At 57.6% G+C, this 23074-nt stretch carries 22 protein-coding genes; 15 read left to right on the forward strand and 7 right to left on the reverse strand.

The features are described from left to right. The first annotated feature begins 180 nt into the window (after positions 1–180). The 10 genes from dusB to ACYCZ5_RS05430 all read left to right on the forward strand — a co-directional run bounded on the left by dusB (position 181) and on the right by ACYCZ5_RS05430 (position 10154). A complete protein-coding gene (gene dusB / locus ACYCZ5_RS05385; RefSeq protein WP_461543758.1) occupies positions 181–1191 on the forward strand; it encodes a tRNA dihydrouridine synthase DusB in 1011 nt (336 codons plus the stop codon). 144 nt (positions 1192–1335) lie between these two features. Next, positions 1336–1593, forward strand: a complete 258-nt coding sequence (locus ACYCZ5_RS05390) for a helix-turn-helix domain-containing protein (protein WP_461543759.1) — start codon at positions 1336–1338, stop codon at positions 1591–1593. A 19-nt stretch (positions 1594–1612) separates the two neighbouring features. Continuing rightward, positions 1613–3175 carry a bifunctional phosphoribosylaminoimidazolecarboxamide formyltransferase/IMP cyclohydrolase gene (purH, locus tag ACYCZ5_RS05395; RefSeq protein WP_461543760.1) on the forward strand — a complete coding sequence of 521 codons (1563 nt, stop codon included), beginning with the start codon at positions 1613–1615 and terminating at the stop codon, positions 3173–3175. 21 nt (positions 3176–3196) lie between these two features. Continuing rightward, positions 3197–4468, forward strand: coding sequence for a phosphoribosylamine--glycine ligase (gene purD / locus ACYCZ5_RS05400; RefSeq protein ID WP_461543761.1), 1272 nt, complete (start codon positions 3197–3199; stop codon positions 4466–4468). Between the two features lie 167 nt (positions 4469–4635). Continuing rightward, positions 4636–4914 carry a hypothetical protein gene (locus ACYCZ5_RS05405; RefSeq protein ID WP_461543762.1) on the forward strand — a complete coding sequence of 93 codons (279 nt, stop codon included), beginning with the start codon at positions 4636–4638 and terminating at the stop codon, positions 4912–4914. A 204-nt stretch (positions 4915–5118) separates the two neighbouring features. Further along, the gene (locus tag ACYCZ5_RS05410) at positions 5119–5475 is read left to right on the forward strand and encodes a nucleotide pyrophosphohydrolase (RefSeq protein ID WP_461543763.1); all 357 of its coding nucleotides are present in this window, start codon (positions 5119–5121) and stop codon (positions 5473–5475) included. An 18-nt stretch (positions 5476–5493) separates the two neighbouring features. Continuing rightward, complete coding sequence (locus ACYCZ5_RS05415) at positions 5494–7956, forward strand: DNA/RNA helicase domain-containing protein (RefSeq protein WP_461543764.1); 2463 nt, start codon at positions 5494–5496, stop codon at positions 7954–7956. A 10-nt stretch (positions 7957–7966) separates the two neighbouring features. Then, complete coding sequence (locus ACYCZ5_RS05420) at positions 7967–8884, forward strand: nuclease-related domain-containing protein (RefSeq protein WP_461543765.1); 918 nt, start codon at positions 7967–7969, stop codon at positions 8882–8884. A gap of 321 nt (positions 8885–9205) precedes the next feature. Beyond that, positions 9206–9544 carry an arsenate reductase (glutaredoxin) gene (gene arsC / locus ACYCZ5_RS05425; protein ID WP_461543820.1) on the forward strand — a complete coding sequence of 113 codons (339 nt, stop codon included), beginning with the start codon at positions 9206–9208 and terminating at the stop codon, positions 9542–9544. Positions 9545–9647: 103 nt separating this feature from the next. Beyond that, complete coding sequence (locus tag ACYCZ5_RS05430) at positions 9648–10154, forward strand: YkgJ family cysteine cluster protein (protein WP_461543766.1); 507 nt, start codon at positions 9648–9650, stop codon at positions 10152–10154. Positions 10155–10218: 64 nt separating this feature from the next. Here the strand turns inward: ACYCZ5_RS05430 and ACYCZ5_RS05435 are convergent, their stop codons facing one another. The 3 genes from ACYCZ5_RS05435 to ACYCZ5_RS05445 form a co-directional block, all read right to left on the reverse strand. Beyond that, a complete protein-coding gene (locus tag ACYCZ5_RS05435; RefSeq protein ID WP_461543767.1) occupies positions 10219–11154 on the reverse strand; it encodes a tRNA dihydrouridine synthase in 936 nt (311 codons plus the stop codon). Between the two features lie 443 nt (positions 11155–11597). Beyond that, positions 11598–12056 (reverse strand): tellurite resistance TerB family protein, encoded by a 459-nt coding sequence (locus ACYCZ5_RS05440; protein WP_461543768.1) that lies wholly within the window; start codon positions 12054–12056, stop codon positions 11598–11600. Positions 12057–12113: 57 nt separating this feature from the next. Beyond that, positions 12114–12320, reverse strand: a complete 207-nt coding sequence (locus ACYCZ5_RS05445) for a SlyX family protein (RefSeq protein WP_461543769.1) — start codon at positions 12318–12320, stop codon at positions 12114–12116. Positions 12321–12635: 315 nt separating this feature from the next. Here ACYCZ5_RS05445 and ACYCZ5_RS05450 point away from each other — a divergent pair, with 315 nt between their 5' ends. From ACYCZ5_RS05450 to ACYCZ5_RS05465, 4 genes are read left to right on the forward strand one after another with little or no spacing between them, the layout of a single operon-like run. Next, the gene (locus ACYCZ5_RS05450; RefSeq protein WP_461543770.1) at positions 12636–13796 is read left to right on the forward strand and encodes a Fic family protein; all 1161 of its coding nucleotides are present in this window, start codon (positions 12636–12638) and stop codon (positions 13794–13796) included. A gap of 55 nt (positions 13797–13851) precedes the next feature. Beyond that, a complete protein-coding gene (locus ACYCZ5_RS05455) occupies positions 13852–14409 on the forward strand; it encodes an L-threonylcarbamoyladenylate synthase (RefSeq protein ID WP_461543771.1) in 558 nt (185 codons plus the stop codon). An 18-nt stretch (positions 14410–14427) separates the two neighbouring features. Then, on the forward strand, positions 14428–15351 hold the full coding sequence (gene hemF / locus ACYCZ5_RS05460; RefSeq protein ID WP_461543772.1) for an oxygen-dependent coproporphyrinogen oxidase: 924 nt from the start codon (positions 14428–14430) through the stop codon (positions 15349–15351). A gap of 20 nt (positions 15352–15371) precedes the next feature. Further along, on the forward strand, positions 15372–15992 hold the full coding sequence (locus ACYCZ5_RS05465; protein ID WP_461543773.1) for a class I SAM-dependent methyltransferase: 621 nt from the start codon (positions 15372–15374) through the stop codon (positions 15990–15992). A 62-nt stretch (positions 15993–16054) separates the two neighbouring features. Here the strand turns inward: ACYCZ5_RS05465 and ACYCZ5_RS05470 are convergent, their stop codons facing one another. The 4 genes from ACYCZ5_RS05470 to ACYCZ5_RS05485 all read right to left on the reverse strand — a co-directional run bounded on the left by ACYCZ5_RS05470 (position 16055) and on the right by ACYCZ5_RS05485 (position 22416). Then, on the reverse strand, positions 16055–20155 hold the full coding sequence (locus ACYCZ5_RS05470; protein WP_461543774.1) for a DUF6701 domain-containing protein: 4101 nt from the start codon (positions 20153–20155) through the stop codon (positions 16055–16057). A 74-nt stretch (positions 20156–20229) separates the two neighbouring features. Next, positions 20230–20859, reverse strand: a complete 630-nt coding sequence (locus ACYCZ5_RS05475; RefSeq protein WP_461543775.1) for a class I SAM-dependent methyltransferase — start codon at positions 20857–20859, stop codon at positions 20230–20232. Between the two features lie 50 nt (positions 20860–20909). Next, a complete protein-coding gene (locus ACYCZ5_RS05480; protein WP_461543776.1) occupies positions 20910–21413 on the reverse strand; it encodes a hypothetical protein in 504 nt (167 codons plus the stop codon). Positions 21414–21513: 100 nt separating this feature from the next. After that, positions 21514–22416 (reverse strand): hydrogen peroxide-inducible genes activator, encoded by a 903-nt coding sequence (locus ACYCZ5_RS05485; RefSeq protein WP_461543777.1) that lies wholly within the window; start codon positions 22414–22416, stop codon positions 21514–21516. Positions 22417–22584: 168 nt separating this feature from the next. Here ACYCZ5_RS05485 and ACYCZ5_RS05490 point away from each other — a divergent pair, with 168 nt between their 5' ends. Further along, positions 22585–23058 (forward strand): rubrerythrin family protein, encoded by a 474-nt coding sequence (locus tag ACYCZ5_RS05490; RefSeq protein WP_461543778.1) that lies wholly within the window; start codon positions 22585–22587, stop codon positions 23056–23058. Positions 23059–23074: the final 16 nt, after the last annotated feature.

Raw genomic sequence — 23074 nt, forward strand, 5'->3', positions numbered from 1 at the left:
AATTTATAATCGCCGCCCCCTTCAGGAATGATCACAAGGGGGCCTCGAAAATCGTTACGAGCAATTTGAGTGCAAGGCGCACGGAGCGCAGTGACGAAGGCATACCAAATAGGTAGACGAGGAAGCGAGCACCGCGCAACGCCGCAATCAAGTTGCGCAGTAGATTTTAAGGCCCCCTGAGTGCAAATCGGTAAGTACATACTCAAGAACAACCTGATCGTCGCCCCCATGGCGGGTGTGACCGATCGTCCGTTCCGCATCCTGTGCAAGCGCATGGGCGCGGGCATGGCAGTGTCCGAGATGGTGGCTTCCAATTCATTGTTGTACGGTTCCGAGAAGACCAAACGTCGCGCCAACCACGAAGGCGAAGTCGATCCCATCTCGGTGCAGATCGTCGGTGCCGATCCGAAGATGTTGGCGCAGGCCGCGCAGCACAATGTGGACAACGGCGCGCAGATCATCGACATCAACATGGGCTGCCCCGCCAAGAAGATCTGCAATGTCATGGCTGGTTCCGCGCTGATGCAGAACGAACTGCTGGTGGCCGAGATCCTGGAAGCCGTGGTCAAGTCGGTCGACGTGCCGGTCACGCTCAAGATCCGCACCGGCTGGGACAAACAGAATCGCAACGCCGCCAACATCGCGCGCATCGCCGAGGCCAGCGGCATCCAGGCACTCGCCATCCACGGCCGCACCCGCGCCTGCGCTTACACCGGCGACGCCGAATACGACACCATCCGCGCCGTGAAAGATGCGGTGCGCATCCCCATCATCGCCAACGGCGACATCACCACGCCGGAAAAAGCCAAATACGTGCTCGACCATACCGGCGCCGACGCCGTCATGATCGGCCGCGCCGCGCAGGGTCGACCCTGGCTGTTCCGTGAAATCGAGCATTTCCTGAATACCGGCACCCATCTGCTGTCGCCGCAAGTCGGCGAGATCCAGAATGTTCTGGTCGCGCATCTGGCTGACCTTTACGACTTCTACGGCGAACACACCGGGCTGCGCGTCGCGCGCAAGCACATCTCCTGGTACACCAAAGGGCTGGCCGGTTCCGCCGTGTTCCGCCATCGCATGAATCAACTGGAAAGCGTGGACGAGCAGATGCAAGCCGTCTCCGATTTCTTTGAAGAACAAAAAGTCGGCAACGCACGACTGCAGTACGAACGGGAGGCGGCAGCCGCGTAAGCGGCCCGCAACGAGCCACCGGCACAAAGTATGTCGGGGCGGAGGGGGAGGAGAAGGGTCGGCACATGGCGGTGCAGCAGCGCCGCCATGTATCGGCATCGGAGACAGGCAGCACCGCAGCAAAGAACATCAAGGGGGCAGTAAATGAGCAGCGAAGAGTGTGGCATCAACGAGAACGACATCGCCAAGCATGTGCGCAAGGCGCTCAACGATTACTTCAAAGACCTGGACGGCGAAGAACCATCCTGCGGCGTGTACGACATGGTGATCGACTGTGTGGAAAAACCGCTGATCGAAACCGTGCTGCACCATGCCGGTGGCAATCAGACACGCACCGCCGACCTGCTCGGCATCAACCGCAACACCCTGCGCAAGAAGATGCAGGAACACCGAATCAAATAATCATCCACGAAAGAAAAAAATGGCCATCACCCAAGCACTCATCAGCGTCTCCGACAAATCCGGTGTCCTCGAATTCGCCAAAGGCCTGCACGCCCTTGGCGTCAAGCTGTTGTCCACCGGCGGCACTGCCAAGCTGCTCGCCGACAACGGCGTGCCGTGCACCGAAGTCGCCGACTACACCGGCTTCCCCGAGATGCTCGATGGCCGTGTGAAGACACTGCAACCGAAAGTGCACGCCGGCATCCTCGCGCGTCGTGACCTGCCCGAGCATGTCGCCACGCTGAAGAAGCACGACATCCCCACCATCGACCTGGTCGTGGTCAACCTGTACCCGTTCGCGGCCACCATCGCCAAGCCAGGCTGTACGCTGGAAGACGCCATCGAGAACATCGACATCGGCGGCCCGACCATGGTGCGTTCCGCTGCCAAGAATCACGCACATGTCGCCATCGTCACCGACCCGGTCGACTACGCCGACGTATTGGCCGAGATGCAAACCAACAACTGCACCGTGTCCGATGCATCGCGTTTCGACTTGGCTAAAAAAGCCTTCTCGCACACCGCCGCCTACGACAGCATGATCAGCAACTACCTCACCGCCATCAACAGCGACGGTAGCAAGCAAGCCTTCCCGGCACAGATCAACTTCAACTTCGCCAAAGTGCAAGAGATGCGCTACGGCGAGAACCCGCACCAGAGCGCCGCGTTCTATCGCGACCTCATCGCGCTGCCCGGCGGCATCGCCGACTACACGCAAGTGCAGGGCAAAGAACTCAGCTACAACAACATCGGCGACTCCGATGCAGCATGGGAATGCGTGAAGACCTTCGACCAGCCTGCCTGCGTCATCGTCAAGCACGCCAACCCTTGCGGCGTCGCCATCGCCGACAGCGCATTGAGCGCCTACAAGCTGGCCTACGCCACCGACACCACCTCCGCGTTCGGCGGCATCATCGCCTTCAACCGCGAGTTGGACGAAGCCACCGCCACGCTGATCACCGCCAACCAGTTCGTCGAAGTCATCATCGCGCCGAGCGCCACCGAAGCCGCACTCAAAGTCACCGCCGCCAAGCAAAACGTGCGCGTGCTCACCGTGCCGCTGTCGAACGCACACAACCAGTGGGACGTGAAGCGCGTCTCCGGCGGTCTGCTGGTGCAAAGCCCGGACGCACTGAACGTGGGTGCAGAACACCTCAAGGTCGTCACCAAGGCGCAGCCCTCCAAAGAACAGATGGCCGACCTGCTGTTCGCATGGCGCGTTGCCAAGTACGTGAAGTCCAACGCCATCGTGTTCTGCAAAGGCGGCCAGACACTGGGCGTCGGCGCAGGCCAGATGAGCCGCGTGGACAGCACCAAAATCGCCAGCATCAAGGCACAGCACGCAGGTCTGAGCCTCGCCGGCTCCGTGGTCGCCTCCGACGCCTTCTTCCCGTTCCGTGACGGCATCGACGTACTGGCCCAAGCCGGTGCCAAGGCCGTCATCCAGCCGGGCGGTTCCATGCGCGACGAAGAAGTCATCGCTGCTGCCGACGAGTTGGGTCTGGCCATGGTCTTCACCGGCCACCGTCACTTCCGTCACTAAGCCGATCAAAGAAAGGTCGTCATGAAGATTCTGGTCATCGGTTCCGGCGGTCGCGAGCACGCACTCGCTTGGCGACTGGCGCAAGGCAAGAAAGTGCAGAAGGTCTACGTCGCCCCCGGCAACGCGGGCACTGCACTCGAAGAAGGTGTGGAGAACATCAACATCACCGCTATCCCCGAACTGCTCGAGTTCGCCAAGACTAACGACATCTACATGACAGTGGTCGGCCCCGAAGCGCCGCTGGCCGCGGGCGTGGTCGACGTGTTCCGTGCCGAGGGTCTGAAGATATTCGGCCCCACCAAAGCCGCCGCGCAACTCGAATCCTCCAAGGATTTCGCCAAGCGCTTCATGACGCGTCACAACATCCCCACCGCCTTCTTCGAGACCTTCAGCGAGATCGCACCCGCCAAAGCCTACGTTCAAAAACACGGCGCACCCATCGTCATCAAGGCCGACGGACTCGCCGCAGGCAAGGGCGTGGTCGTAGCAATGACGAACGACGAAGCGTTCGAAGCCATCGACATGATGCTGTCCGACAACAAACTGGGTGATGCCGGTGCGCGTGTCGTGGTCGAAGAATTCCTCACCGGCGAAGAAGCCAGCTTCATCGTCATGGTCGACGGCAAGAACGTACTCGCCATGGCCAGCAGCCAAGACCACAAACGCCTGCTCGATGGCGACCAAGGCCCCAACACCGGCGGCATGGGCGCGTATTCGCCCGCGCCTGTCGTCACGCCCACCATCCACGCCAAAACGTTGCGCGAAGTCATCATGCCCGTCGTGCGCGGCATGGAAAAAGAAGGCAACACCTTCACCGGCTTCCTCTACGCCGGCCTGATGATCTCGCCGGACGGCGGTCTCAAAGTGCTGGAATTCAACTGCCGCTTCGGCGACCCAGAGACCCAGCCCATCATGCTGCGCCTCAAGAGCGACTTCGCCGTGCTGATCGAACACGGCATCGACGGCACGCTGGACAAGGTGGAAGCTGAATGGGACAAGCGCACCGCGCTCGGCGTCGTCATGGCCGCCGCCAACTATCCCGACACCCCGCGCAAGGGTGACGAGATCACCGGCCTGCCCAAGAAGCTCGAAGACGCCCACGTCTTCCACGCCGGCACCACCATGCAAGACGGCAAAGTCGTCACCAGCGGCGGCCGCGTGCTCTGCGTCGTCGCCCTCGGCGACATGGTCAAACACGCGCAAAACCGCGCCTACGAGATCGCCGACACCATCAAGTTCGACGGCTGCCAGATGCGCAGAGACATCGGTTATCGCGCGATAGGGCGGAAGTAGTCGATAACTCCCTCTCCCGCTGGGAGAGGGCAGGGGTGAGGGAAACGGGGAAGTGGAAACACTTCCCCGTTTTGTTTTAAGCGGAAATATATTCCTGCGCGCTTAGGCACAAAGGCGGCGCAGAGCGCAAACTGCCACGCATCGCAAAACCCACACAGGAGCGCCAAATGTCCAAGAAAAAGTTCCACTGCCAAGCCGTCACCCATGCAGGCATCAAAAGCATCAGCATCACCGACGACACGCACCACTTCTGCCTCACCCTGGAAGACGCAGGCAACAGATTGAACGCCCTGAAAGAAGCCATCGCGACCGGTAAATATCCCATCGCCATGGAGCTGGTGAATTCCTGCGCCAAGCTGATGACCGGCCCAACCGTGAAGTATTACGTCACACAGAACGACGCCGAGAAGTTCGAGCATTCGCTGGATAAGGCATTGCATCACTAAAGTAGAGACGCTTCACCGCTTTGTATTCAGCGGCCTATATATTCTTCGCTATTGGAGATACTCGGTAGGGTCGGTACTATTCGGCCCGAATAAGTCATAGAAGACGCAACTGCATTTGCGATATCCAGATGATTTTTGTAGTTTTAAGTCGGGGGATAAATAGTTAGGCAGGAGAGCGAAAGCAATATCCAAGAGAGGATGAATATGAGCGACAAAAGGCTGGAGAAAATAAAGGTGGGACTTAGGCAATTTGCCGAAGATAGAGATTGGGATCAATTCCACTCACCCAAAAATCTTTCTATGGCGTTAATTGCAGAGGCTGCCGAACTTGTAGAGCATTTCCAATGGCTCACAGAAGATCAAAGTAATAACTTGAATCAGAAACAACTAGAAGAAGTAGCTATGGAGATGGCCGATGTTCAAATATATCTGCTGCGTCTCGCAGAAAAACTTGAATTGGACATACTGTCCGCAGTTGAGAAAAAGATGGAAATTAACGCCAAGAAGTATCCAGCAGAAATCGTAAAAGGCAGCTCGAAGAAGTATACAGAATACAAATAACTAATTATTGGGGATGGTGTGCTCGTATATACATCGACTAAAAAAGAATTCCTGAAGGAAGTTCGTGCTGGAGAAATTGACGAGAAAATTCTCTCTTCATTTCAGCGGCACTTAGGCCATTCCACTAGCAAAAGCGAAATCACTTCCTGGCGGAACTCGATGCAGTATATGAGTCAAGTTCTCACCGATGATGGAATTCCATGTGATTCAGGTGTGGCAATTGAATATTCTCTTCCACAAACTACCAAGCGAATTGATTTCATTCTTACTGGGGTGGGCCATAACAAACACCCAGTCGCCATCATCATAGAGTTGAAGCAATGGGAGAACGTCAAGGCAACATCTATGGATGGGATAGTTAGGACGTTCGTGGGAGGGGCGGAGCGTGAAGTTAGCCATCCGTCATATCAAGCATGGACGTACGCTGCGTTACTAGAAGACTTTAATGAGGCGGTGCAAGAGGAGAGCATCGGCTTACAGCCATGCGCATATCTGCATAATTGCATTTCGGACGATGTTATCAATGCTGATTTCTACGCAGATCATACGCAGAGAGCACCAGCATTCCTCCGCAAAGACGCTCAGAAGCTATCTGACTTTATTAAGCGTTACGTCAAGTTTGGCGATTCCTGTGATGTGATGTATAGGATTGAGAAGGGCAGAATTCGTCCTTCAAAAAATTTGGCGGACAAGCTCTTGTCGCTCTTAAATGGCAATCAAGAGTTCTTGATGATTGACGATCAAAAAGTCGCATACGAAACTGCATTGTCGTTAGCTAAAAGTTCGTCAGTAAAAGAAAAGCACGTGTTAATCGTTGAGGGTGGGCCAGGTACTGGGAAATCTGTAGTTGCTATCAACCTGCTGGTTGCCTTGATAAAGGATCAACTATTAGCTCAATACGTTACTAAGAATTCTGCACCTCGAGCTGTTTATGCTTCGTTGCTGACGGGTTCTTTCAAGCGTAGCCATATTGAGAATCTATTTAAGGGTTCTGGGGTTTATACAAGTGCGAAATCCAACGAATTCGATGCACTTATTGTGGATGAAGCTCACCGTCTAAACGAGAAGTCCGGCATGTTCCAGAAAGGTGAAAACCAAATCAAGGAAATTATCCATTCCGCTAAATTTAGCGCCTTCTTTATTGATGAAGATCAGCGTGTAACCTTTAAAGATATTGGCGAGACAAATATGATCGCCAACTGGGGTGACCAACTTGGTGCGCAAGTACATCGTCTGCAGCTCCAATCTCAGTTTCGCTGCAATGGTTCAGATGGATACCTATCTTGGATAGATAGTGTTCTGGAGATTCGCGAAACAGCAAATAAAACGCTTGAGGGTATTAACTATGATTTTCAGGTTTTTGATTCACCAAATGAGCTTCGTGATGCAATCGTTGAAAAAAATCGGATCAATAATAAGGCGCGAATCGTTGCCGGTTACTGCTGGGACTGGATTAGCAGGAAATTTCCTTCAGAAGATGATATCCGTTTAGATGAATTCAACTTTTCCATGAAATGGAATCTTGCTAGTGATGGCAGCCTATGGATTCTAAAACCGGAATCGGTAAACGAAGCAGGTTGTATACATACATGCCAAGGGCTGGAAACCGATTACATCGGTGTGATTGTTGGCCCCGACTTTATTATTCGAGATGGCGTGGCCATAACAGATGCGGGGATGCGAGCAAAAACAGATGCATCAATCAAGGGATACAAATCACTGCTCAGAACTGATCCGGTTGCTGCAACGCAGAAAGCTGACCTGATCATCAAGAATACCTACAGAACTCTCATGACTCGCGGCATGAAGGGGTGCTACATATTTTGCACCGATAAGGAAACCAATCTTTGGTTTAAGGAGGCAATGGGTAGGGCTGCATCGGAGTTTGAATCGAAAGTTCAGTTGGATGTTCCTCCCGAGATAGTTGGGCAAGCAATAAATGATGATCGATATGAAGGCCTGACACTTAAATTGCTACCTTCAAACGCCGTTAAGCCATATATAAATGCAGTGCCAATTTATGATCTGGCCATTGCGGCTGGTCAGTTTAGCGAGACTCAATTGGTAGGGGGGGCATATGGGTATGGTGAGGAAGGTTCTGACGGATTCGATTGGGTTGAGCTTCCTGATAGTTTCCGTATCCGCTCTGGCCAATTTGTTGCAAAGGTGATTGGCGAATCAATGAATAAGCGAATCCCGAATGGTTCGTGGTGCTTGTTTAGCCTGAATCCAGTTGGGTCTCGCCAAGGGAAAACAGTATTGGTTCAGCATCGCAATATTGAAGACCCAGACACGGGTGGCCAATATACGGTCAAGGTTTATGAGAGCGAGAAAATTCAAGGTGGTGGTGAAAGTTGGAGGCATACCAAAATCAATTTGCTGCCAAATTCTACCGATCCAAACTATAGAGCTATTGTTCTGGCTCCAGAAGAGGCTGAGGACTTGAAAGTGATTGCTGAGTTTGTGGCGGTAGTAAGTTGATTGGATGAATATGAGTAACTGGCTATTGGCGACATATCTGGTGGGCATCTATGCGGCATTAGTTTTTTTGCCGATAGGGTTGGTATATTTTTGGCGGAAGAAACATGCGGAGAAGCGACGTTCACCTTTGAGCAGAATGCTGTTGCGCAGCCCTGGTGAGTCAGTGCGTACCGCGCTTGATGATGCGGGTGATGATGCATTGATAAGTTTCGTTATGCTGCCTGTTGTGCCATTGCTTCTCTACGCAATGCATATATCTCAGTCATATTTCCTTGGGAAGCCGGAGTCGTTGTTACGTTCTGCAATTGTGGTGATATTTGCTTTGGTTGCAGTGGGCTATTTTATGAATGCCATCCTGAAGCAACTCAAGAGAATTTCCAAACTCAGGCAGGGGTATGAGGGCGAAGTGGCTGTTGCACAAGAGCTGAATCAACTCATGCGTATAGGCGCCTTCGTATTTCACGACGTGCCCGGAGAGGGCTTCAATATCGACCACGTGATTGTTTCTCCCAAGGGGATTTACGCGGTCGAAACTAAAAGCAGAATGAAGCCAAATCGTGACCGTGGTAGCGAGGATGCCAATGTCGTATTTGATGGTCAGCGGCTAAATTTCCCCGGATGGTCTGAAACAGCACCCTTAGAGCAGGCAGCACGGCAAGCTAGGTGGCTTGAGAATTGGTTGTCTAGTGCAGTGGGGGAGAGAGTGGGGGTTAAGGCTGTCCTGGCATTGCCGGGTTGGTTTGTAGACAGAAGAGGAAAAAGTGACGTTGTGATTATTAACGGGAAAAACGCTATAGGGACATTGGGGAAATTGTCCCACGCGACATTAAGTGAAGAATTGTGCCAGCGAGTTGCTCATCAACTGGATCAACGTTGCAGAGATGTTGAACCAAGAGATTTCTATAAGAGGGAAATGGCCATGAGCTAGTGGGGGGCGGTCTCGCATTATCTATATTCACTAGGAAAGCAAACGCCGCATCTATGCGGCGTTTTGTTTGGTCGGCTTGGGGGCGGGGTGGTGATTCCACACCGTAAATTTCTGCATCACTTTCGCGAGCATTTCAGATTTAGTGTATTGGGTTAGCCACGCTCTTAACTTTGGGTAAGGGGCGGTCGAGAACAATGCGCTATTTTAGCTTGATATGAATGCGTGCTATTTGAGTGACAGGTTATGATTCGCACCGATGAGACTTCGGGGGCCGATCCCAGTTTGTTTGAGAAAAGAACAAGGAAGCACATGAGCGTATCAATGTATTACAACCCCAAATGTAGCAAGTGCAGAGCGACCTTGGCCTTGCTGCAGGAAAAGGGAATCGAACCGGAGCTGATCCACTATCTGGAAGCCGCGCCTACGGCGGATGCGCTGGCGGCGGTGCTGGTCAAGCTGGGCAAAGGTGCCAAGGATGTCATCCGCTTCAATGAGGATGACGCAAAGGCGCTCGGCATTTCCCCGGCAGATGATCGATCAGATGCTGAATGGCTGAACATCATTGCAGCCAACCCGAAGCTGCTGGAACGTCCGATCGTGATCAATGGCGACAGGGCGGCGATTGGCAGACCGCCTGAGAATGTGCTCGAAATACTTTAGGTGACACTGGCGCTGCGCGCCATTGCTTCGAGAAGATTCGTTCCAAATAAATGCCTGCTCTTCTCGTACCCCAACAAGTCGAGCCGGAAAATCCAGACGACCCATGATGACCACACTGATCCAACTCCATGAAGATATCGCCGAGCGCGTACGAACCATCCGGGTGGATCACGCCGACTGGTTGTGCGGCAAGGGTTGCGATGGTTGTTGTCAGCAGCTTGCCGAGGTGCCGCAACTGACATCAGCAGAATGGGATCTACTGCGGGAGGGGTTGGTCGATCTACCGCCGGAACACTTGCAGGCGATCCACATCAAGATGACTGCCCTGAGAAACCAGCAGTCGCGCCCCATCACTTGCCCGATGCTGGATCTTGTTGCCGGCACCTGTCCTGTCTATTCCCAGCGCCCGGTGGCGTGCCGCACCTACGGCTATTACGTGCAGCGCGATAAAGGTCTTTATTGTCGGGACATCGAGATGCGTGAGGCAGATGGTGCGCTGGCCGATGTGGTGTGGGGCAATCACGATGCCATCGATCAGCGCCTCGCCGGTCTCGGCGAGAGCCGCGCCTTGACCGACTGGTTCGCGCGCTGGTGGGTGGACAGTCAGTAGTAGAGAAACTGCTTTCGCTTAAAGGTGTAAGACCTTCGCAGTCGTTTCGACTGATGCATCCCGATCAACTCTGGCTACTTGCCAGTATCTTCCCCACCACGATCGGATCGTGTTCGGTGCGCATGTTGCTGTGCAGGGTCTCTGCTTCCGGGTAGGCGGTGCGCATCATGCCCAGCCATTTCTTGATCATGCCCGGCGCGTGCCTCGGGTCCATTCTGGCGACGAGCTGTTCGTAGTAATCGATCACCCAACCTTGCAGCGCCGGCCAGGGCATGGCTTCGTCGCCGGTTTTGATGCGATGCATGAGGTCAGGGCGGATGATGGCGCCGCGCCCGATCATGACGTCGGTGCAGCCGCTGACCTGGCGGATGTTTTGATAGTCCTGCGGTGTCCACACTTCGCCGTTGGCGACCACCGGCAATTTTACGGTCTCGCGGATCTGGGCGAGCCATTCCCAGCGCGCGGGGGGCCGGTAGCGGTCGGCACGGGTGCGGGCATGGACGATGAGCTCGTCGGCGCCGCCCGCTTCGATGGCGCGGGCACAATCCAGCGTGAGCGAGGTGTCTTCCAAGCCGAGGCGCATTTTGGCGGTGACGGGGATGTGTGGTGGTACGGCCCGGCGGGTGGCGGCGACGATGGCGTGGATCTGCTCGGGGAACTGGAGCAGCACCGCGCCGCCGCCGTTCCGATTCACCAGCGGGGAGGGGCAGCCGAAGTTGAGGTCGATACCCGGTGCGCCGAGTGAGGCGGCAAAGGCGGCATTCTCCGCGAGGCAGACCGGATCGCTACCCAGCAATTGCACACGCACCGGTACGCCGGCACGTGTGCAGCCGCCGCGTTCTAGTTCCGGCACAGTGTTGAGAAAGGTTCTTTTGTTGAGCAGATGGTTCGTCACCCGCACAAATTCCGCCACGCACAGGTCGATGCCACCGAGCCGCGTCAGGATGTCGCGCAGGCTATGGTCGGCAAGGCCATCCATTGGGGCAAGAATCAGGCGCATGTTGTTCGGGGTGATGGCGGGGGGCGCATTCTAAAGGGAACCTCTATAAATCCAAACTCCGACGCAATGGATCGATCGCGCCTTGTCTTGCTGGGCACTTTGAATATTTTGAAACGCCGAAAAGCAAACGCCGCATCTATGCGGCGTTATCTTTATGTCGGCATCATGGGTTGCCGAAGCGTTCAGCCTGTCAGGCTGATTGGTGTTGCGTCTAATTGTGAGGAATCATCGCGGGGTCGATAAGCTGCTCCCTTCTTCGGGTTGGCGTTCATGCTGTTGCGACTACGATTATTTTATACACCCCTTGCAGGGCACATTCATTCGAGTATTTTTCTCATGTATGCAGCTCGGAGTCAGGGCGCTGATTCCACTCTGTAAATCACGGTATCGCCGGTGAAGAAAATCGGACGATGCGCATTGATTCAGCCAGAAACAGGTAGCGGCTATTCCATATCCGCCGGTTTGGCGCGCATCTTCGCGGCGATGTAGTCAGCCTGCGAGATGTGGAGCAGGTCGGTCATTCTGCGCATGAGGTGGTTCTCGTGAGCGCTGATGTGGCGGTCGGCGTAGGCGACTTGCCACATGTATTCGACGATGCGGCCCCTTTCTTCTCGTCCCAGTTCGCGGTGGATGAGCGAGGTGAATTGGTGCAGGTCGTGAGCTTGTTGCGCGGTCTGCTGGCCTAGTGCAGAGAGTTGTTGCACTTCGCTATCGCTGAGTTGGAACCGTTCCTTGAGGATGCGCAATACTGTTGCGCGCTCTGTATCGGTGCTTTGGGCATCCGCGCGCATGACTTCTATCATCAGCACGGCGGTGGCGAGTTGCAGGGTGTGTTCGGGGCGCGGCGTGTCGTTGGCCGGGGTGATCAGGGTCGAGAAGAATTCGTTCAGTTTGTTGAGCATGGTGTTTGTATCGAGGTGTCGAGACGGGTGCCGCCATGATAACGACGATCGGTTCTGTCAATAATGCGGCGGTCTTTCATTTGCTGTCGGGCCTGCATTGCCGGCTTCGGATAGCGAGCGGATCTGACCGGCAAGTTCCCTGCAGAACTCTTCAAGCCGTTCCAGTCTTTGTTGTTGCTGGTAGACCGTTTTGTTCAGTTCGTCGATCTGGTCTTCCTGGAAGGTGATCTTTTCTTCGATGTGGATGAGGCGTTCGTCAGTCATGCGCTTGCTCGGAAAGTTCGGCGGCGAGCCGGGGGGGGGGCGCATTGTAGCGCGGTACGGCTGTCTGCAATTTCGGTATGATTTTCCGCGAGTCGGTGACAAATTGTCACCGACTGAAATTTCCTGCCGCCTGCAAAGAATAAGTGGATCACTAAGAAATGAGCAAAGCCAGAATGCTTGCCGCCTACTTTCAACGTGGCGGCCTCCTGGAAAGCCTGTGTTCTTCTTTTAAGCGCTGTTACCTGAAATGCGCATCCTTATTCAAGAAATCGATTAAAATTTAAATAGCATGATTTCTTATTAAAGGTGACGACTATGCGGCGAGACATCACTGGGCAATATCTCACCAGCCTCGCGGGTGGCGAAACAGTACACGCCTTTGTGCCTGATGCGCTGCCACCAATCCCCGCGCTAACAATCAATGAAGCGCGCCAACGCCTGTTGGAACGCGCCACGCTTGCCGTGGGACGGCTCGATAGCGTGAGTACCTTGCTGCCAGATCCGCAACTCTTCTTGTATGCCTATGTACGCCGCGAAGCCGTTCTTTCGTCGCAGATTGAGGGGACACAATCTTCACTATCCGACCTGCTGCTGTTCGAGCTGGACGAAGCGCCCGGCGTGCCGTTCGATGACGTGGTCGAAGTCTCCAACTACATTGCTGCGTTGGAGCACGGTATGGCGCGTCTGAGCGAACCTTTTCCGTTATGCAACCGCTTGCTGCGTGAAATGCACGCACGACTCATGGCGCGCGGTCGCGGTAGCGAGAAGGCACCAGGTGAATTCCGCCGCAGTCAGAATTGGATCGGTGGCACTCGCCCGGGCAATGCGCGCTTTGTGCCTCCCCCTCCGCAGGAGGTGGAAGCCTGCATGTCTGCACTTGAACACTATATCAATCTGCCGAATGAGGCTGCGCCTGTGCTGATCAAGGCCGCACTGGCGCATGTGCAATTTGAAACCATCCACCCCTTTCTTGACGGTAACGGCCGACTAGGACGTCTGCTCATTGCTCTGTTGCTGCACCAAGGCAGTTTGCTTGCTCAGCCGCTGCTTTACCTCAGCCTGTATTTCAAACAGCACCGTAATGTCTATTACGAGCTACTGGACAAAGTGCGCACCGAGGGTGACTGGGAAACTTGGGTGGACTTCTTTCTGGAAGGTGTAGAACAAACCGCACATGGTGCAGTACAGACTGCACAGCGCTTGGTGGCGCTGTTCGAACAAGACAGCCAGCGCATCCAGCAAAGCGGACGCGGTGCAGCCAATGCTCAACGTTTGCTGCTTGCCCTGCGTAGCCATCCAGTGTCTACACTCAAGCTGCTGGGGGCAGAGGCAGGCATTAGTTTCCCCACTGCGGGAAAAGCCATGCAAACCCTGATCGAACTCGGCATCGCACGCGAACTCACCGGTCAGCGGCGCAACCGCGTATTCGTATATGACACTTACCTTGCTATCCTCAACGAAGGAGGTGAAGTGTGATGAGTAGAAAACTTCGCGTGCAGCTTTTCGAGCTGTGTTTTTTGCGCTAGCCGCTATGCAAAGAATAGATATTTCCGCCCGTGCGCTTGCTGCCCACCTTAAACGTGGCGGCGTGATCGCTTATCCAACCGAGTCCTGTTACGGCCTCGGCTGCGATCCGCGCAATCGGCGCGCGGTGCAGCGCATCCTGAAGCTGAAGCAGCGGCCACAGAAGAAGGGCTTGATCCTCATCGCGTCTGATTATCATCAGGTGGAGCCTTATATTCGTCCACTCACGTCGGCCGAACGATCGCGCCTGCAGCAGGATGGCGCGCAGGCGGTGACCTATCTGATGCCGGCGAAACCATCGTGTCCGCGCTGGCTGCGCGGGGTGCATGACTCGCTGGCGGTGCGGCTGACGGCGCATCCGTTTGCGCAGCAGCTGTGCCGCAGTGTGGATAGCGCGCTGGTGTCGACCAGTGCCAATAGCAGCGGTATGCGTGCGGCCAAGACCTATGCCGAGTGCCAGCGAATGTTCGGTAAGCGCGTGTGGGTATTGCGCGGTCGCGTGGGAAAACGTAAACGTCCTTCGACGATCAAGGCGTGGGCCGGTGATAGAATCGTTCGCTCGTAAACGCAATCGGAGAAGTGCATGAGCAATGTTGATCCCAACGCCGTAAAGACCTACCTGCTGGAACTGCAGGAGCTGATCGTTGACCGTCTGGAACAAGTGGACGGCAAGAAATTCATCCGCGACAAGTGGACCCGCGCCACGGGTTCGGGCGGCATCGGCAAGGGCGAGGGCATCAGCTGCATCATCGAGGAAGGCAATGTGCTGGAGCGCGGCGGTGTGGCGTTTTCGCATGTGCAGGGCGACAAGATGCCTGCTTCCGCTACCGCGCATCGTCCCGAGCTGGCCGGTTGCTCGTGGGAGGCGATGGGCGTGTCGCTGGTGATGCATCCGCGCAATCCTTATGCGCCGACCTCGCATGCCAACGTGCGCATGTTCATGGCGCACAAACCGAATGGCGAGAAGGTGTTCTGGTTTGGCGGCGGCATGGACCTCACGCCTTACTACGGATTCGAGGAAGATGCGGTGCACTTCCACCAGATCTGCAAGAACTCGCTGGCACCGTTCGATGCATCGCTGCATGCGAAGTACAAGAAATGGTGCGACGAGTATTTCTTCCTCAAGCATCGCAACGAACCGCGCGGTGTGGGCGGCATCTTCTTCGACGACCTTTCCGAGCCGGATTTCGATTCCTGCTTCGCTATCCAGCAGAGCGTGGGCGACCATTACCTGTCGGCCTATGTGCCGCTGCTGGAGAAGCGCAAGGACATGCCCTACGGCGAGCGCGAGCGCGACTTCCAGTTGTATCGTCGCGGGCGCTATGTTGAATTCAATCTGGTCATCGACCGTGGCACCATCTTCGGTCTACAGTCGAACGGCCGCACCGAGTCCATCCTGCTGTCCATGCCGCCGCTGGTGAAGTGGCGCTATGATTGGCACCCGGAAGCAGGTACGCCGGAAGCGGAGTTGTACGACAAGTACCTAGTCCCCAAAGACTGGATTTAATCTTCCGATAGGAGGTCAGTATGCAGCCGAAACAGCACTGGGAAGAAGTCTATACGACGAAATCTACTGATGCGGTGAGTTGGTTCCAGCCGCATGCCGCGCTCTCGCTAGATCTGATCCGCGCCACGGGCGTGGACAAGGATGCGGGCATCATCGATGTCGGCGGTGGTGCATCGACGTTGGTGGATGATCTGCTGGCCAATGGTTACAACGACCTCACCGTACTCGATCTTTCGGCGCATGCCATGGAAGCAGCACGCCAGCGTTTGGGTAAGGATGAATCAATGGTGCGCTGGATCGAGGCCGACATCACCGAGGTGGATCTGCCTGCCAAGCGTTATGACATCTGGCATGACCGTGCGGTGTTCCACTTTCTTACCACGCCAGAGCAACGTGAAGCCTATGTGCAGACTGTGTTCCGTTCGGTGAAGCCGGGTGGGCATGTGATCGTGGCGACCTTTGCCGAGGATGGCCCGCTGGAGTGCAGCGGCTTGCCGGTGATGCGCTATCGCCCCGAAGAATTGCACGACCAGTTCGGCGAAGCCTTCACGTTGTTGAAACACGCTAAGGAAGCGCACCACACCCCGGCAGGCAAGGTGCAGCAGTTCGTCTATTGTTATTGCCGCCGGACTGTCTCGTGACGGCAGAATCGCGCTGAAAATAGTTGCTTTCAGCGTGCGGCGATCATCGCGAGGCGCGCGATTTAATAAGCCTCGCGCTGGTAGATGAACGCGTCATTCCCTTTGTAGATGCCGAACGTGGCACGACCCGGGATGCTCGGGTCGACGGCTGCGCCGTTGCTGCCGGTCAGCAGGTAGCTCGGTGCGTTCAGGCTGAGATCGACACTGCCTGGTACGCCGGGTGCATTCACCGTAATGGCGCGTACGCCGTCAGTCATGGTGTCGGTGGTGGGTGCTTTGATGATCACTGTGCCACCCATTCCCACGAGATTGGAGACGACCACGTTGCCGCCTGCCGTGCTGAGTGCGCTGTTGAACGAGGTCGCATCGTCCGTGTTGCTCGTCAACCAGTTCGCGCCACCGTAGAACTGCGCGGTCACATTCATCGTGAGCGGCAGCAATTCCGAACCGTAGTTGTTGCTGATCTTGATGCGGCCGCTGACGACCTTCACTCCGCCTTCGATGGAGCTGACGGCCAGGCTGCGCAGCGAACTGGCATCGGCATCTGCCGCGCGCAGGTAGATGTCGGTAGGCGCGGTGGGAGATGTGGCGAAAGTGTAGAGCGGTGCCGCAGGCGTCCCCAGTATCGTGCTGCCCCGATTGAATGCGCTGCCCGCGACGCTGGCACTCGACAGTGCGCCGGGGGCGGCGGCGGGCGGATCCTGTGTGGTGCTGCTGCCCGCCGCATCCCATGCCGTCAGTGTCACGGCCTTGGCGAAGTTGGGCGAGGTGTTCGCCGTGCCGTCGTAGTTCACGGTGATGGCGTCGCTGGCGTTCGCCGCAGTGACGTTGACCGTGAACGCCTGCCCGGAATAGGCCCAGCCCGCGACGGGGCAGATCAGTCCGGTGGGGCAGTCCGCCATCGGTGCGGTCACATAGGTGTTGAAATGATGCGGCACGAACGGACCGACATTGCCGGCGCCATTGCAGACCGTGCCACCTGTGCCGGTGTTGCCGCTGGCGCTTAGACCGGAAAGCAGGTAGCTGCCGCTGCGCAGTGTCGCGGTCAGGTCGCCGTTGCCCACTTCGCTCCAGTTGAGCGTACTGGCGGTCACGGTACCGTTGGCGAAAGCGGGCAGTGTGCCTGTACTGAATGTGCCGGTGGACGATGAGGCGCCGGTGGGCTGGCATTTGCTGAAGGTGATCGACACGATTTCCGGCGTGGTCTCTTTACCGAAGTTCGGTGTGGCGGTCGGTGTGGGTAGAGCGTTGTAGGCCGTCACCGAGGCGGAGAAATCGTTGCCCGCCTTGATCGGGCCGGCGGTCACGGCGGAGATGCCGAAGTGGTGCGGGACGACGACGAACAGTCCGCTAGAGCCGACCTGTGCGGTGGCGGCGCTGTTGCGCATCCAGAATTCCACCTTGCCGACGTCCGCGTAGTTGAAGGCGTACGGGCCGGAAGAGGGGCTGCCACCGGGGAAGCTGACGGCCAGCGTGGCGGCAGACCAGCTGGCGGGTGTGCCGCCGTTGGACTGACACAACGGCAATGTCACGCCCGAGAAAGCCGCCTGTATGCCGGCATGCGCCACCGGATCGTGGCACGACAAGGCGAACGCCATGTCGCGCGTACGCACCTGTGTCGGGTGGAGACGGGTGGGGATGCCCGATGCATTCAATGCCGTGATGTAGACATTGGCGGCATCGATGCCCGCCACTTGTGGCGACCAGTTGAGAACGGCGCAGGTTTGTCCCGGCGCACCGAATGCGAAGTCATGCACACAGGCACTGTCGGTGAATACATAGTTAGGCAGGGTGTAGGTGATGGTGTTGGAAAGCTCGGCGATCGGTGTGCTCGCCAGCAGATCAATGCCGCCGCTATCGTCCACGAAGATCGTCACGGTGTCGGCGGCCTGATAGGTGAAATACAGGGAGGCGGCACTTTCTCCCGCGCCGAAGGTGTAGCTCGCCTGTCCGCTGTTCGCTGCGCCCGGTGTCAGGGTGCCGGTCCCGGTCCCGATGCTCCAGTCTCCTAGTCCGGTATTGGTGGACAGGTTGATCGAATAACCGCTCAGGGGGGCATGTGTAGTGGTATGGGGGGAGATCGCTACGGGGGTGGCAGCCAATGCCATCGCTGTAACAGGTGCATTGATGCTGACGTGATCCAGTAACGAAGGACAAACGCGTGTCGAGCCGTACCAGTCTTTCCCTGCATTTTCGTTGGCATAGCCGGCAGCGATCTCTGCCGGTGTGAGCGCGATATTGAACAACTTCACTTCGTCGATCATGCCGTCGAAACGGCGCGTGCCGCCACCGTAACCTTGATCGTCACCGATCTGCAGCGGCAAGGTGTTGGTGGGTAGTGTCCCGGTCATCGCCGCCGAGCTGTCCGCAACGCCATTGATATAGAGGGTCTGCGAACCGCTCGCATATACCAGCGCGACATGCGTCCAGGTACTGGTTGGCACGGACGCTGCAGAGGTCAAACTGCTGGTTCCCCACTGCCAGTAGATCTTGCCGGAAACATCGATGTGCGCCTTGTAGTTCGTGCCCTTGGAGATGAAGCTCATCAGCGCATCCTTGCCGGGAGCACCGCCCCAGCGGGCGGGTTTCAGCCAGGCAGTGACCGTAAGTGTGGTCGGCAGGTCGAGCCGGTCGTTGTCGGCGACTTGCACATAATTGGCTGCAAGGTTCGCACCATTGCAGAGTTTGGCTGCGGCCGTGGTTGCGCCCAGTTGAGCGGTGCCATGCAGGGCATTTGTGCCGCTGTCTGCCACCTCGTTCGAAGTGCCGTTCCAGCTGCTTTCGTCCATGTGATAGTCAGCCGCCAGTGGCGCGGGCAGTGTGTAGTCGATGGTCACCGGCATCGCGTCTACCGCCACGGTCTGGGTCGTGGTGTATGGGCCGCGCTGGGCGGCGAATGCAGTGCCAAAAGTGGCGGCGTTGATGTTGGCAGGCGTCCAGGTGTTGCCCCAAAGATTGGTGGCATCACCGAAAGTAAGTTGCGTTGGCGCGGGCAGCAACGATCCGCCGCCATTCGGGATGTTGGTTCCGGCGGCGAGATTGGTCGGCTGGATGACATTTGTTTTGACCAGTTGCATCGCATTCACGGTGAAGGTGCGCGTGGCATTCACCCACGGCCCGACCGTGATGCCGGTGATGGTGGCATCAGCGGGAATGGCGAAGTTGTAGCCGGTGCATTTAAGGTAGTTGGTGATCTGGTTGTTGGCCGCCGTCGCCGTCGCATATACATTGTTTTGTGAGCCGACATTGGTCAGGCCGGTCCAGGGCTGGGTGCCGATACCGGTATCGTTGATGCACAGCGTCGGATTGGAGATGGCCGTGCCCGAGCTGCCGCCGCCCGGTGTGTAGGTGATGGTCACCAAGCCCGGTGCGCCTGCGCCGCCGGTTGTAGTTCTTTCCGCCGCTCCGCCACCACCACCACCGTTACCCGATGCCGGGGCAAAACCGTTCTGGCTGTTGACGCAGCCACCGTTGCCGCCTACGCCGCCTCCGGCTGGCGGGGCAGCAGCAGTACAGGTGTACCAGGAGTTGGCGCCACTGGTGCCGTTCGCCGCAGTGCCTGCCGAGGAGCCGCCGGGGCCGCCGCGTCCGGTGCTGCTGTCGCGTCCGGTGCCGCCGTTGCCGCCCGAGAATTTGACGTTCCCCACACCTGCCGCTGCCGAGCCACCCGCTCCTGCGACGCCGCCTTCGTCGGAAACGGGAGCCGATCCGCCCGAGCCGCCTTTGGCGAGGATGGTTGTGGTGTTGATGAACCACGAATCGCCGCCTGTGCCGCCCGCGCCATTGGTTGCGCCCGCCGTGCCTGCCGTGCCGACGGTCACCGTGTAGGTTGTGCCGGGCACAACAGTGATGGACGTGGTTCTGGAATAGGCACCGCCGCCGCCACCACCGCCGCCGTCCGAGCTGTCGCCTTCTCCGCCACCACCGCCGCCACCGCCGCCCCACACTTGCACATCGACACTGGTGACGCCGGCCGGGGCGGTCCATGTGCCGCTTGCGGTGAATGTATCGGTCGCGGCTTGCGCGCTGGTGGCGATCGCCAGCAGCAACGCGCCGATCAGCAGGGGCAAGGCGAATAGCTTGGAAAGCGGGGTGACGGTCGCAAGCGATGGCGCAACCGAAGCATTAAAGCGGGTGGAGGAAATTGCGGCATGTTTGGACATATCGATTCTCGCTTCACATGAGGTGTTACACATTGTGCCTGAACCCGGTGCAGGTGCAGTGTGGACAGGCAGGTTCAATGTTTGTTCAATATGATCTGGCGGAACCATCCGCCACCCAGCGCCGGTGTATCGCTCTCCACGGTGAGCTGCGGCACCTGGCTCAAGACTTCCTCGAACACCACATCCATGCGCGTCGCCATGCGGCGCGACAGGCCGTTGAGCAAGCGGCGCACGGGCGCGCGCTGGCCCGGCTGCAGGAACTTGTCGAACAGCAATATCTTGCCGCCCGGCTTCAATACGCGCGCCGCTTCGCTCAAGGCGCGATGCGGTTCCGGCACCACCGCCACGATCAGGTGCAGTACCACGACATCGAACCGCGCATCATCGAATGGCAACGCCATGCTGTCGCCGAGGATGAAATCCATATCCAGATGGTCGCCGCGCGGCCGGGCGCGCGCCAGCATGTCAGGGTTGAAATCCAGCGCGGTGTAGCGATGCATGGTCGGCAGGTGCGGCAGATCAAGACCGGTGCCCGCGCCGCTGACCAATACATTTTGCCCTGCCATAGCGGGAAGCGCGGCCAGCGAGTGCTTGCGTGCGGCGCGCATCGGCGCTTCGATGACAAAATCATACAGCGGTGCGATCAGCGTGTAGCTGGTGCGCAGGAACGGGTTCTGGCGGTAGGGCTGGCGTGGGGTAATCATGTTGTCCCCATCAGGTTCGCGCGCACCGATTCAGGGTGCGCGCGATGAAGTCAGGCGGTGGTTGCGGTGCTGTTACTGCGGAGATCGTTCAGTGCCTGATTCTTGGCGTATTGCGCTTGAGCGATGGCAGCTTGCGCGGTCTGGCTGCTTTCGCCGTTCTTGGTTGCTACGTCGCCTTGTCCGAAGCTGGCTAATGTGTCGATTGCCGAATTGCCGGTCGAGGTCTGGCTGGAATCGAAAGAACCCTGCGCCTGGGTGATCGCGTCCTGTGCGTTCAGTATCGCGTCGCGCGCGGCCTGTTCGGTATCGGTGCTGGTGCTCTGCGGCACGGATTGCTGGAAGCGGCTCAGCAGACCGGAAGCGTTGTAGGTCAGCGCGGAGGTGGATGAATTCTGTTCGTTGCTGGTCAGCGTGGCGACCACATTGTTCTGCGCATTCGCAGACTGATCCTTGGTGTCCTGCGGCGGCTGCGACGAAGTGGACGAAGTGCCCACCGGCTGCTGCTGCGCATAGTTGTTCAGGCTGGAAACGGAGAGGCCGGGTATCGTAGGCATGATGTGCTCCTGATATGGGGTGCGGTGATGCTTGGCTGCATTCTACGCCGTGCAGCGGCAAGCGCCAACAGCCCGCTGTATCCATTTTACTGGCATGGGCTTAGTCCAGATGGTGGATGCCGGTGATCTTGACTAGTCCGACAGCGGCGGCCAGTACTTCCACCGCCTCGGTGCGGGCGAAACTCTTGCGCCAGGCCAAAGCGATGCGGCGCGAGGGCGCGGGCTTGGTGAAGGGCACGACGCTCAACAACTTGCTGCGGTAGCGCGCGCTGTTGGCCGACGCGGGCAGCACGGTGATGCCCAGGCCGGAAGCCACCATGTTGCGGATGGTCTCCAGCGAGGTGCCGTGCTGCACGCTGTCGTTCCTGCGGCTGCCGGGGCAGGCCTCATCCACCTGGTTGCTGTAACAGTGGCCGGAATCCAGCAGCAGCACTTTCTCCTGTGCCAGTTCGGCCGGCTTGATGCTGCGCCGTGCGGCCCAGCGGTGGTCGTTGCTCACCACCACTTCGAACGGTTCGTCATACAGGGGGTGGGTGAGGATGCCGGAGTCGCCGAACGGCAAGGCGATGATGATCCCGTCCAGCTTGCCGTTGCGCAGCAGGGCTTCGAGGTTGGCGGTGATGTTCTCTTCCACCTCCAGCGCCATCTGCGGGGCGAGCCGCTTCAACTCCGGGATCAGGTCGGGCAGCAGATAGGGGCTGACGCTGTGGATGATGCCGAGGCGCAGCGGCGTGCTGAGCTGGTTCTTGCCCTGCGCGGCGATCTCGCGGATGCGCTCCGCCTCTTCCAGTACACGCTGCGCCTGCTCTACGATGGCGCTGCCCACCGGCGTGAGCGTAACCTCGTTCTTGCCGCGCTCGAATATCTTCAGGCCGAGTTCTTCCTCCAGCTTCTGTATCGCCAGCGACAGCGCGGGCTGACTGATGAATGACTTCGCCGCCGCGCGGCGGAAGTTGCGTTCCTGTGCCACGGCGACGATGAAGCGCAGTTCGTTGAGGGTCATGGTGTTCTCCTGTTGAGCGGTCATTCCGGCCTGCGCCGGAATGACCGCGTATGTGATTTGCATAGTAAATCAACTTACTTTGAACAATCAATTGGATTGATGACTCAGATAGGCCTACATTGCACCCGTGGCCAGGACGCCACCCGACTACCAACCAAGGAGAACACCATGCAAAGACCTGACATCAAGACCCATGCAAATCTCGAAGCGGCTTTTGCCGGCGAGTCGATGGCACACACCAAATACCGCTACTTCGCCGCCATCGCCCGCGCCGAAGGCAACGAGGAAGTCGCCCGCGTGTTCGAAGAGACCGCCGCGCAGGAAGTGATGCACGCGCTGGGCCATCTCGACCTGCTGTATCCGAAGTCGGAGATGACCACCGAGCGCTGCCTGCAGATGGCCATCGAAGGCGAGACCTACGAGTACACAGAGATGTACCCCGGCTTCCTCAAGACCGCGCAGCAGGAAGGTCACGATGCCGCCACGGTCGAGATCAAGCAGCAGATCGATGAATCGAAGGAACACGCCGAGATGTTCAAGGCCACCCTGGCAAAAGCGGCCAAGCGCTTCGCGGCACTGGCCAAAGTGGAAGAACGCCATGCCAACCAATACCGCGCCCAGTTGGCGAAGGTCACGGCTTGATAGCAACTAGATAATT

The sequence above is a fragment of the Sideroxydans sp. genome (genome assembly GCF_054604835.1).